Source organism: Rhodohalobacter sp. 614A (assembly GCF_021462415.1).
In the GTDB taxonomy this organism is placed as follows: domain Bacteria; phylum Bacteroidota; class Rhodothermia; order Balneolales; family Balneolaceae; genus Rhodohalobacter.
Window position 1 is genome coordinate 1,260,387 of the sequence record NZ_JAKEDS010000001.1, and the last position, 11,356, is coordinate 1,271,742.

Below are 11,356 nucleotides of genomic sequence, written 5' to 3' on the forward strand. Positions count from 1 at the left end.
TTTATTTCTGATTTAATGAGTGTTTCTATTAAAAATAGTTGGAATCCAAAAATTACAGAATCTCTGTGTTTGTTGAATGAATTCCGGATTTATGGGTTAGTCTTTTCGTTTGTCGTATCCCCACATCAATTTATTTCGCAGTGTTTCAAAATAGTTTTGATCGGGCAATTGTATAAGGTCTACTGAAAAATCGCTCTGAATAATTTCGATGTCAAGTTTGCTGTTGTGCGGCTGAACAATTCCATCATAAGAAAAAAGAATGTGGTCGAAAGGACCCAAACTTCGCACGGTCAGCGGACGGATGCTTGGCAGCACAAGCGGGCGTGTAGTTAACGTATGCGGGTTGATGGGGGTCACCACCATTACCGGTGTGTTTGGCTGAATAATGGGCCCGCCGGCAGAAAGATTATACGCCGTTGATCCGGTAGGAGAAGAGATGATCAATCCATCTGCCCAATACCGGTTGATGAGTGAGCCATCATATTCAACTTCAAGCGTAATCATGGAAGATGTATCCTTTCTCGAAAAGAGAAATTCATTCAGCGCATAATACCGGCTTTCATCTTCTGTGGTGGCCATGAGCATCTGGCGTTTGTCGAGGAGATATTTTCCATCCACCACGCTTTGCAGCGCATCTTCAATTTGTGAAGGTTGAATATTGGCCATAAAGCCAAGTTTGCCGGTGTTGATTCCCAACAGCGGTTTATCAATTTCTTTTACCAAATGAGCGGTATGCAACATCGTGCCATCGCCACCCATAGCAATAATGATGTCGGCGTCTTTTACCGCTTCCGCTTCATCGGGGGTGATGGAGATAGTTTTACCAACTACAATTTCCGGGAAATGTTGTTTTAGCTTTTGGCTGGCAAAGACTTGAATGTCATTGGCACGGCACCATTTGATCACTCTTTCGAGCGGATCCTGGATGGAATACTTTTCAGGATTTGCTATGATGCAAAAAGTCATTGCACGGTTGATTGAGAATTTTGAACCTCGATTTCATCAATATGCAGAAGCCAGGGCACGGTGGTAGATTCAATTCCGGTAACATAATCCTGGTAGAGGCCAAGGATTTTTGTGTCCACCCGTAAGAAATAAGAGTCGTCTAACGGCTCCAGCATTTCATTCCACGAACTGCTGTTTTCAGAATAAATAGACGTTTGGTTGGTTGGAACACGAATATCAAAAAGAACAAGGGATGATTGTGGAATAAAGATAATGTTGTGAAGCTCCGTGAGTAGTTGCCGGGCGTACGAATCTTCCGTAAATGTTGTGTAATACTGTTCCTGCGGTTCAGCTTCTTCGATAATTTCAAAATCATCTACATTCAGTGTCACCGCACCGCGTATTCCAAAATCTTCATCTGTTAAATAGGCCAGCCTGTTGATGAGCCAATCCTGGTTGACCGTAGCCCGTTCGTTAAGATAAAATGCAACAACTCGATTTGCATTATTTTCTGCAAGGCTAAAGTAACTTTCCTGGTTTCCTTCGTAAGCTGCTTGCAGTTCGCCATCGTCATCTAAAACCTGTTCAGAAATTGCCGGACCGATTTCAGGAATCCAGTCAATTTGACCGGCGGTAAACTGTTCAAAAAGTTGTGTCTCATCCGCAAAATGAACCAGGTTAATTCTGTTTATGAGAGTAAGCTCAGGCTCTCCATTGGTTCTCCGTTCATCCCTTGAAAGGACAATCTGGCCATTATTTTGCACACGATTTAGAAAATACGGTCCGGTGCCGACGGGATTATTTACCAACGGCCGATTGCTGTTATTGATGGCTTCCTGCGGATAAACAAAGAGATAAGGTGATGCGAGCTTTTTCAGAAAATCCGGATCTTTTTCTGTAAGGATGATCGCGACGGTCTGCCGGTTCAGAACCTGAATGCCACCGACGCCATCCAACACGCGTTTACCTGCATCATAAACAGACCGTTGTTCCAGGAAGAAATTCTCATATCCGTTGATACCCATTAACAACTGTGCGGCATTTCCCGGGACGTTATTTTTTGCCGTTCGTTCAAAAGCCTGTTTTACATCAGACGCCAACACTCTTCTCCCAACACCAGCGGTAAAAACAGAACTGTTGTGAAAGTATTTATTCTCATCCAGGGTAAAAACATACTGCAGGCTGTCGTCAGAAATTTCTACTTCACTGGCAATTGCCGGAACTGGATTTCCCTGCCGGTCCAGCGTATATAATCCCTCATAAATCAAAGACAAGGTTCGCTGAGTGCTGAGATTTTCTGCAAAAAGCGGATCAAAATTAGAAACAGAGTCGATCAGGCCAATTGTAATTTCTGTGAATTGTTCATCGACTGAATCCGGTTGAGGGGTTTGCTCGGTAGCAGGCGTTTCTTCAACTACAACGACGGTACTTTTGGAACTGCTGCAAGCATAGACTACTGTCATCAACGACAGCAAAAGGGCGAGGTTTCTTACATGTTTGATGTTCATCTATTTTTTGCTTTTTAGTCCTTTGATACCTTTAACAGCTTTCTGGCTTAATAAGTTTGTATCGTAACTTTGAATACGTCTTGCCTTTTGGTTCTGATCTTCCACGGCAATGTCGATAAGTTCTAACAACAAATCCGTAAATGAAATACCAGATTCTTTCCATAAATAAAACGAAAATGAGCCGGGTATGGTGTTGATTTCATTGAAGTAAAATTGGTGTGTCTCTTCATTCACAAGAAAATCAAGCCGGGCCAGTCCGCTGCAAGAAAGCAGTTTAAAAACTTTGACAGAGGTTTCTTGTATCGCCTTTGTGAGTTCATCCGGAATTTTGGCGGGAATTTCCCGGTCGGCCGAAGCCATGCCCTTTGCTTCAGCGTCATTCAAATATTTATCCTGGAAAGAGAGAAGTTCTTCTTTGCCAATCGGACGCTCACAAACGCTGGTTCTTTGAGCCCGGGAGGACCCTAATACCGAGCAATTAATTTCCATTAGGGGTGTGATCACCGTTTCAACAAGCAAGTGGTCATCATATTTAAAAGCGGCTTCTACAGCACGAATCAATGATTCCTGATTCATCACAACCTCAACCCCGATACTGCTTCCCAGGTGAACAGGTTTTACAATGACCGGGTATTCAAGCGATTCAATTTTGGTTATCAGGGTTGATTGATGATCTACCCAGTCTGGTTCAAAGAAGTCCACACTTTCAGCAACCGGGATTTCATTGGCACGGCAGATGGTTTTTGCCATCACTTTGTCCATACCGATAGCAGAACCCATAACGCCGCTTCCGGTACATGGGATGTTAAACATTTCACAAGCGCCCTGGAATGCGCCATTTTCTCCTTTGGATCCGTGGAATCCATCAATCACGGCGAAAATAGGGGTGGTTTTAGGTTTTGAGAAAAATCCGGTTTTTTGCTCAAGAAGAACCGGCTGACCAAATTCATTTTGGCCGAATGTACAGGGAGTACAACTGTCTTCGAGTTTTTTTAAATCTTCAAAATTTTTCAGATCGAGTAATGTTTCGCCCGTCAGCCACCGGCCGTTTTTTGTAAGGTAAAGAGGGGTGATGGAATAGTTCGATTCCTGCAATGCTGCAATGGCTTGATGTGATGTAATGACAGAAACCTCATGCTCTGGAGACGCACCTCCAAATGCCACTAAAATTGTTTTTTGATCCATAAAGAAAAAAGCTTGTATAACTATTTATGATACGAAGTTAGCCCGTCAATTGACAACGGCAGTAGATAGTTTTAGGTAGATGGTTATAAGTGGTTTGTAGTTAGTTGCCGGTTGTTTGTTGCAGTTGAAGAAGCCGTGAGAAGACTAAATCTTAGTTTAATTCTATCTACTTAAAACCATCGACTATTTACTGCTTCTCCACAGCGTTATACTTTTTCAGAATTTCCATCACTTCGTCAACCGGAAGAGCTTCTTGTGTGTGGCCATTCCAGCCGGTTATTGTTTCGGCTGCAAAGAGAGAGTTCAGAATGGCTTCTTCTGTTGCTTCTACTGCGGCGAGAAAAAGGGGAGTCATGGCATCATTTTTTAATTCGGTAATAGAATTTGTGGATTCTCCATTCTGATGAATTCGAACATCTTCGCTGGTTGAAAACGCAATCACATAATCGCCGCTGCCGTTGGAAGCAAATCCGCCGACTCTCGCTACTCCAAGAAATGCGCGTTTCGCCAGACGCTCAAGATTGCGGGATGTGATGGGCGCATCCGTCGCAACGATGATCATAATGGAGCCATCCACATCATAAGGCACTTCATTTGCCATGTAATGATTGTTCAGCTCTTTACCGACCGGCGCTCCGTTGATTGTAAGAATTCCGCCAAAATTGGATTGCACCAAAACGCCAACCGTATATCCGCCTTTATCGCGGGGCAGAACTCTTGATGATGTGCCAATTCCTCCCTTAAATCCCAGAGCTCTTGTTCCGGTTCCCGCACCAACATTTCCTTCATTCACAGAGCCACTTTTGGCGTTTTCAATGGCGGCATACGCATCATCAATACCCACATTTCTTTCGCGGATGTTATTCAGCCAGCCGTCATTGGTTTCTCCCACAACCGGATTTACGGATCGCACATTTTCATTTTCAGGTTGATTGAGAACGTAGTCGGCCACACCGTTTGCCACCGTATGAATACTAAGAGTGTTGGTGAGAGCGATTGGCGTTTCAATTTCACCAAGTTCCCGAACTTGTGTAAATCCAAGTGCCTTTCCGAATCCGTTTCCTACAAATACTGCTGCCGGAACCCGTTCCCGAAAAATATTTCCATCATGTGGAAGAATGGCTGTCACACCTGTTCGTATATCATCACCTTCAATAATGGTTTGATGGCCAACTTTCACACCGGCTACATCTGTGATGGCATTCCACTTACCCGGGGTCAGAATTCCGGTTTCAATACCGAGTTCGCGTGCTCTCTGTTGATTTTGTGTTTGGGCTGAAGCTGAAATTGTTAGAAAGATCAGAATCAGAAATGTGGAAAAATGTTGATGCTTCATTCTTTAAGTAGATGGTTTTAGGTAGATAGAAAGGAACTGTAATTGTGTATAATATTCAACAACGCACTCCACACTCCCCCATCCTCAATCCCAAATCATGCAAGTTTCTCGTTCGTACTTTTATGGACGAAAAACTCTCTACTTAAAACCATCTACCGCTCATAATCACAACTCTCTCCCCGGCAGCACTCATCTACATTAATTCCACAAGATGAACACTGGCCATGACCATGAACCCAAACAATCGGCGCATTACTTCCGCAATAGATACATCTTCGCTGATCGGAAGAACTCATTTTGCTGACTGAAGAAGCCGTGTTTTTATTCTGCTTCTGTAAGTTCACGATAGGCAACATCTACATTTGCTGAGAGGGAGAGAAAGTCACTCGGACTTACAAAATCAGGAAATTCTTCAAAAGACTGAATATTTGTGATTTCATCTTTGCTCTTTCCAGCAGTAATTCCTTTTCGGGTGTACTCCATCAGGTGAGAGAAGAAATCGCGTAAATGCAGAAGGTCTTCACTGCTTCCGGTGACACCGAATTCAGGATTGCCATGTCCAAATATGAAAAGGGTATCTGAATCTGCTTCATCGGCAACTTGTTCAAGAAGTGGAATCCAGTTGGCAATCATTGCGCCGCCGCCACGGTCGATGTAGGGATAAAGCCGGTTGAACACCAAGTCTCCCATATGGGCGATATTGGCATGTTCAAACCAGATTACGGAATCTCCTTTTGTATGGCCAGGACCGTAATATTTGGCGTGAATGGTTTCATTTCCTACAGAAAGGTCAAAATCTTCCTCAAAAGTTGTGTCGGGAACGGTGGGTTGATTCTCTTGACCTTCGGCCGCGATTCGTTGCAAATCCGGTACATTTGCATGGCCGATAATTCGGTATCCATTTTCTGCAAAGACCGGATTCCCACCGGTATGATCCCCATGATGATGCGTGTTAAACAACACTTTTTCAGGTCCGCCCCCATAACTTGAAATGCCGGAAACAAATTTTTCCGCAGGATCGGGATATTGGGAATCGATGGCAACAATGGCATCGTCCGTTGTGAGCCAGCCAATGGTCCCGCCCTGCATCGTGAAGATTCCAACGCCGTTTCTCAGTTCAGTAAACGGAGAATCCTTCGGAAATTTAAGTTTTGGCAGCAATGCCGATCCAGCCGATAGAAATGCAAGTTGTTTGAGAAAATCAGCGCGTTTCATAAGATGTAGGTTTTTATTCGAGGTGGTGTTCGTCGCGAATCAACAAAAGGATGGCAGCATGCGGAACAATGAGAAACTTTTCATTCTCAAATTCAATTTCGTGTGAACGGCTTTTCAGAAAAATGGCCAAATCGCCTTCTTTTGCCTGCATGCCGATATATTTTGGATCGGATGTCTGATCTTTCCACGGTTCATCAATTTCCTGCGATGGAATCGGGTAACCGGGGCCGGTTTTAATAATGTACCCGCTCTGGATTTCTTCCTTTTCTTTTACCGTGGCTGGGAGAACAAGTCCGCTTTTGGTTCGGGTTTCCATATCTCGCGGTTTGATGAGTACCCGATCGCCAATAATGATAAATTTATCAACCGAATTTAAATATTCCTGGATCATTCAATTGTTGATTGATTTCATGTTAAAACAATTTTCTAAACAGAAAGTTCGCAAAAAGTGCAGTGAATACAAATTTTATGAAATCCATAACCGTATTGAAAACACGCGAATCCGGTTGTATACTGTATAGATCCTAACCAAACCAGACTTTCTTATGATTTTTCGAAAACAGCTTCTCTCATTCCTCTTTATTGTCTCAAGTTTTTCCCTTTTCAATCTCACAGCATTTGCTCAAATCGATCGTGAAGCCGGTCCCCTGAATGTGACGCGTTCGGAAGTAATTGCTGCAAATGGAATGGTGGCGACAAGCCATCCTCTGGCAACACAAATTGGCCTCGACATCTTGAAGCAGGGAGGCAACGCTATTGACGCCGCCATTGCCGCAAATGCCGCAACGGGTTTAATGGAACCAACTGGCAACGGAATTGGAGGAGATCTTTTTGCCATTATCTGGCATGAAGAAAGCGGTCAGTTATATGCTTTAAACGCCAGCGGGCGCTCTCCCATGGGGCTTTCGTATGATGAACTTATGGCTGAGCTGGATGAGGTGGGGGCAGAATCGATCCCGTCATACAGTTTACTGTCAGTTTCTGTGCCCGGCGCTGTAGATGGCTGGTTTGAGCTTCATGAGCGGTTTGGTTCCATTCCGATGAGCGATATTCTGGCGGGAGCCACTCATTACGCTGAAGAGGGTTTTCCCGTAACGGAAGCCATTTCTGCCGGCTGGCGCAGAAGTGCTCCGTTTTTAAAAGAGCAGCCGGGTGCATTCGAAGAAACATTTACGATTGATGGGGAAGGGCCGGGAAAAGGTGAAATTTTCAAAAATCCGGATTTGGGAAATACCTTTCGGTTGTTGGCTGAACAGGGCCGCGATGCTTTTTACCGTGGAGAAATTGCCGAAAAAATTGATGCTTATATGCGCGAGCATGGAGGATACCTGCGGTATGAAGATTTTGATAAACACCATTCGGACTGGGTAGAACCTGTGACCACAAATTATCGCGGGTATGATGTGTACCAGGTTGGCGGCAATGTTCAGGGCACGGCTGTTTTGCAGATGCTTAATATCCTGGAAGGATTCGATTTGGCTTCCAAAGGATTTGCCAGTGCCGAAACTTTGCACCTTCTGATTGAAGCGAAAAAGCTCGCGTTTGAAGACCGGGCAAAACTCTATGCCGATGCCGATTTTCATGAGGTTCCGTATGATGTACTTCTTTCCAAAGAATATGCAGCGGAACGCCGGAAATTAATTGGCGAGAGAGCTTTGGCAGATCTTAGTTCCGGCGTAGAGGCACTTGAGGATGGAGATACCATTTTCTTAACCACAGCCGATAAAGACGGAAATATGGTTTCCCTGATCCAGAGTAATTTTCGGGGAATGGGGACAGGATTTGTAGTTCCTGGAACGGGTTTTAGTTTTCAGAATCGGGGAGAGTTATTTTCGCTGGACCCAAATCATCCCAATGTTTATGAGCCGGGCAAACGACCGTTTCACACCATTATTCCAGGGTTTGTGATGAAAGATGGGAAACCGTTTTTTGCCTACGGAAACATGGGAGGGGCGTATCAGCCAATCGGGCATGTAAGTCTTCTGACCAACATCATCGACTTTGGGATGAACATTCAACAGGCTGGAGACGCTCTTCGTTGGGATCATTCTGGTTCAACCGAACCTACCGATAACGTTACTGATAACCTGACTGGTCCGGGACAAGTCAGTATTGAATCTTCGATAGATTATCAGGTAGTAAAGGATCTCAGGGCCCGGGGACACAGAGTGCAAATTGGCGACAGCTTTTTCGGGCGTTACCAGGGTATCATGAGAGATCATGAAAAAGGAGTCTATTTTGGTGCGTCAGAATCGCGGGTTGATGGCCAGGCAGCAGGTTATTGAGTCATTGCGAGGAGGAATGGAGTGACGACGCGGCAATCCCCAGCTACTTTGGGGATTGTGTCTAAGGTATGCCTATTCGAGGCTTCTTTACGACATCCGTCGAGATCGCAATGACACTGTTCATGTAATCCCGAAATTGCAGTGAAATTTTTACCGCATGGCCTCAACATGTTCGCCATGATGTCCGTGGCCTTCACTGCTTTTTTCTATTGGGCTGAAGAACGGAGTCAGCAACAAAAAAAGAACAAACAGAATAACCAAAACCGCGATAATACTTCGCGTCTTTGAAATGTGACCACTTCTCGACCTTCCTTTTACTTTTGTTGTTATCCAGGTCCAGTGCAAAATGAAGTGAATGGCCATCAAAACAAGAAAAGTGAGTGCAATCCAAAAATGAATTTCTCCCCATCCGTGGCGGTCCATTCCCCAAACTGCAAGTCCTGATGCCGGCGGCATAATCAAATAAATTAAAAATCCTGTAGAAATGAGGCATAAAAACAGGAAAAAGGCGACTGTATCAACAACAAAGTTGAGTTCAGGTTTTTTCATATCTCTTCATATAAAATTGGTGAACAAGAAAATGATCTCTCTATTTACAGGGTATAAAACGCCCGTTAATTTTATATGAAGCTTTTTTACAAAGGAAAGATTGGAGCTATAAAGAAGATTTCACTTCATCGTAATAGTCTTCATAAACCGAAACAATTTTATCCATTTCAAACATCTCGGCACGCTGCCGTGCAGCTTTCGACATTCTTTCCTGCAGCTTTTCATCCGTCAGGATCTCGGTAGCGTGGTTGGCCATGCACTCAATATCAGCCAGTTCGCAAAGGTAACCGGTTTCGCCATGAATGTTTACTTCCGGCAAACCACCGATATTTGAGCTGATTACCGGTACACTGCAACTCATGGCTTCGAGAGCGGCCAGACCAAATGTTTCGCTTCCGGAGGGAATCATAAATAAATCAGAGATGGACAACACTTCCTCAACCTGGTCCTGTTTTCCAAGAAACCGAACATGATCGCACATGCCAAGTTCGCGGCATTTATTTTCGGCTTTGGGGCGTTCAGGTCCATCACCTACCATAAGCAGTTTTGCTCTTACCCCGTTTTCCAGCATTTTTCCAAATGCTGCTACCACATCCGTTACTCTTTTCACTTCCCGGAAATTGGATACATGGGTCACAATTTTCTCACCATCCGGGCAAATAGCTTTCTTGAAATGTTCTTTTTTTGATTTTTGAAAGCGTTCCAGGTCAATAAAGTTTGGAATGACCTTGATGTCTTTCGTGATATCAAAAAGACGATAGGTTTCTTCTTTCAGATATTGTGAAACGGCCGTTACCCCATCACTCTGATTGATGGAGAAATCAACAACCTGTTTATAAGTAGGGTCGCTGCCGATCAACGTGATATCGGTTCCGTGAAGAGTTGTTATAACCGGTACGTCTTTCGCTTTGCTGTTTAAAATCTGTTTGGCCAAATAGGCGCTTGTTGCATGAGGAATGGCGTAATGGACGTGAAGTACATCCAGATTTTCATACTGAATAAGGTGTACCATCATGTTGGCGAGTGCCAGATCATATGGTGGATATTCAAAAAGCGGATACGAACTCAAATCCACTTCGTGGTAAGCAATATCGGTTCGAAAGGAATCCAGCCGGGCCGGTTTGGCATAGCTGAGAATGTGAAGTTTATGTCCGCGATTAGCCAAACCTTTGGCAAGCTCTGTGGCTACAACACCGCTACCGCCAAATGTAGGATAACAAACAATTCCAATGTTCATGCGAGAAAAAATTAATGGATCATTTCATCTGTGATTTCAGATGCCTCATGGTTCGAATCAAAGCAGGTAAAATCAAATAATAGAATCTTTCAAAAATAAGGTATAAACAATTGTAGTGATATACAGGCGATTAAACATATTTTTAAATTTATATGATAAATTGCCGGTAGTTTCGTTAGTAACCCCGATATAGGATATTACGTTTCTCTGTTTGTAACATTAGGTGAAAATTCTCAATTCCTTTATATTTAGAACCGTTTTCAATTAACACGTTATTGCTTTAAAAAATTATGGCTGGACATTCTAAATGGGCGAATATTAAACACCGGAAGGCTCGCGAAGATGCCAAACGCGCCAAGGCATTCACTAAACACATTCGCGAAATAACGGTTGCTGCACGCGAAGGCGGCGGCGACCCGGATATGAATCCGCGTCTTTCCCTGGCAATTGAAAATGCCAAGACAGTGAATCTTCCGAAAGACAATATCGAACGTGCCATTAAGAAAGGTACGGGCGAACTGGACGACGGTACCGGAAATTACGAGGAAGTTACGTACGAAGGTTATGGTCCGGGCGGAATTGCCTACTTTGTGGAAGCCACCAGCAATAACCTGAATCGAACCGTAGGCGAGATTCGCCATCTTTTTACAAAGCACGGCGGTAACCTGGGGACAGATGGCTCCGTTGGTTATATGTTTGATCAGAAAGGCTGCATAAAAGTAAAAAGTGAAGGTTTGGATGAAGAAGAGTTTATGCTGATAGCAATTGACGCCGGCGCCGATGAAATGGAACTTGAAGATGAATTTTTTGAGCTCATCACATCCAGAGAAACTCTTTTTGATGTTCGGCAAAAGCTGGAAGATGAAGGGTTTGAAATTGAATCGGCCGAACTGATTCGAATTCCTGCAACCGAAGTAAAAGCTGATCCGGATACTGCCCGGAAAAATTTGAAGTTGATGGAGAAATTTGAAGAGAATGACGACGTTTCCAATATTTTCACCAATTTGAAATTGGACGAAGAAACATTGGCACTTGCTGAAGAAGAATGATAAGTACAATATAATACTCGGATCATTTCCGAGTCGTTATAGTATCT

Annotated in this window: 10 protein-coding genes; 2 read left to right on the forward strand and 8 right to left on the reverse strand. The window is 43.8% G+C overall.

Annotated features, from left to right (window positions below):
• Positions 1-96: 96 nt before the first annotated feature.
• The 6 genes from L0B18_RS04970 to L0B18_RS04995 form a co-directional block, all read right to left on the reverse strand.
• Positions 97-966, reverse strand: coding sequence for an NAD(+)/NADH kinase (locus L0B18_RS04970; protein WP_234568597.1), 870 nt, complete (start codon positions 964-966; stop codon positions 97-99).
• Positions 963-2,453, reverse strand: coding sequence for an ABC transporter substrate-binding protein (locus tag L0B18_RS04975; protein WP_234568599.1), 1,491 nt, complete (start codon positions 2,451-2,453; stop codon positions 963-965). Before L0B18_RS04975 ends, L0B18_RS04970 begins: the two co-directional genes overlap by 4 nt.
• Positions 2,454-3,638, reverse strand: a complete 1,185-nt coding sequence (locus L0B18_RS04980) for a D-alanine--D-alanine ligase family protein (protein ID WP_234568601.1) — start codon at positions 3,636-3,638, stop codon at positions 2,454-2,456.
• 187 nt (positions 3,639-3,825) lie between these two features.
• The gene (locus tag L0B18_RS04985) at positions 3,826-4,974 is read right to left on the reverse strand and encodes a DmpA family aminopeptidase (protein WP_234568609.1); all 1,149 of its coding nucleotides are present in this window, start codon (positions 4,972-4,974) and stop codon (positions 3,826-3,828) included.
• 321 nt (positions 4,975-5,295) lie between these two features.
• Entirely contained in the window at positions 5,296-6,189 is an 894-nt protein-coding gene (locus L0B18_RS04990; RefSeq protein WP_234568611.1) for an MBL fold metallo-hydrolase, read from the reverse strand.
• Positions 6,190-6,202: 13 nt separating this feature from the next.
• Complete coding sequence (locus L0B18_RS04995; protein ID WP_234568617.1) at positions 6,203-6,580, reverse strand: co-chaperone GroES; 378 nt, start codon at positions 6,578-6,580, stop codon at positions 6,203-6,205.
• A gap of 154 nt (positions 6,581-6,734) precedes the next feature.
• On the opposite strand from L0B18_RS04995, the gene ggt reads away from it, so the two are divergent.
• On the forward strand, positions 6,735-8,474 hold the full coding sequence (ggt, locus tag L0B18_RS05000; RefSeq protein ID WP_234568619.1) for a gamma-glutamyltransferase: 1,740 nt from the start codon (positions 6,735-6,737) through the stop codon (positions 8,472-8,474).
• 150 nt (positions 8,475-8,624) lie between these two features.
• On the opposite strand, the gene L0B18_RS05005 is transcribed toward ggt, so the two are convergent.
• Positions 8,625-9,023, reverse strand: a complete 399-nt coding sequence (locus L0B18_RS05005) for a DUF4405 domain-containing protein (RefSeq protein WP_234568629.1) — start codon at positions 9,021-9,023, stop codon at positions 8,625-8,627.
• A 106-nt stretch (positions 9,024-9,129) separates the two neighbouring features.
• Complete coding sequence (gene bshA, locus L0B18_RS05010; RefSeq protein WP_234568631.1) at positions 9,130-10,260, reverse strand: N-acetyl-alpha-D-glucosaminyl L-malate synthase BshA; 1,131 nt, start codon at positions 10,258-10,260, stop codon at positions 9,130-9,132.
• A gap of 290 nt (positions 10,261-10,550) precedes the next feature.
• Here bshA and L0B18_RS05015 point away from each other — a divergent pair, with 290 nt between their 5' ends.
• Positions 10,551-11,309: a YebC/PmpR family DNA-binding transcriptional regulator gene (locus L0B18_RS05015; protein WP_234568641.1), complete on the forward strand. Its 759-nt coding sequence runs from the start codon at positions 10,551-10,553 to the stop codon at positions 11,307-11,309.
• Positions 11,310-11,356 lie beyond the last annotated feature (47 nt).

Coding starts and splice junctions, on each gene's coding strand:
- L0B18_RS04970 (WP_234568597.1), bottom strand. CDS start 966: ATGACTTTTTGCATCATAGCAAATCCTGAAAAGTATTCCATCCAGGAT.
- L0B18_RS04975 (WP_234568599.1), bottom strand. CDS start 2,453: ATGAACATCAAACATGTAAGAAACCTCGCCCTTTTGCTGTCGTTGATG.
- L0B18_RS04980 (WP_234568601.1), bottom strand. CDS start 3,638: ATGGATCAAAAAACAATTTTAGTGGCATTTGGAGGTGCGTCTCCAGAG.
- L0B18_RS04985 (WP_234568609.1), bottom strand. CDS start 4,974: ATGAAGCATCAACATTTTTCCACATTTCTGATTCTGATCTTTCTAACA.
- L0B18_RS04990 (WP_234568611.1), bottom strand. CDS start 6,189: ATGAAACGCGCTGATTTTCTCAAACAACTTGCATTTCTATCGGCTGGA.
- L0B18_RS04995 (WP_234568617.1), bottom strand. CDS start 6,580: ATGATCCAGGAATATTTAAATTCGGTTGATAAATTTATCATTATTGGC.
- ggt (WP_234568619.1), top strand. CDS start 6,735: ATGATTTTTCGAAAACAGCTTCTCTCATTCCTCTTTATTGTCTCAAGT.
- L0B18_RS05005 (WP_234568629.1), bottom strand. CDS start 9,023: ATGAAAAAACCTGAACTCAACTTTGTTGTTGATACAGTCGCCTTTTTC.
- bshA (WP_234568631.1), bottom strand. CDS start 10,260: ATGAACATTGGAATTGTTTGTTATCCTACATTTGGCGGTAGCGGTGTT.
- L0B18_RS05015 (WP_234568641.1), top strand. CDS start 10,551: ATGGCTGGACATTCTAAATGGGCGAATATTAAACACCGGAAGGCTCGC.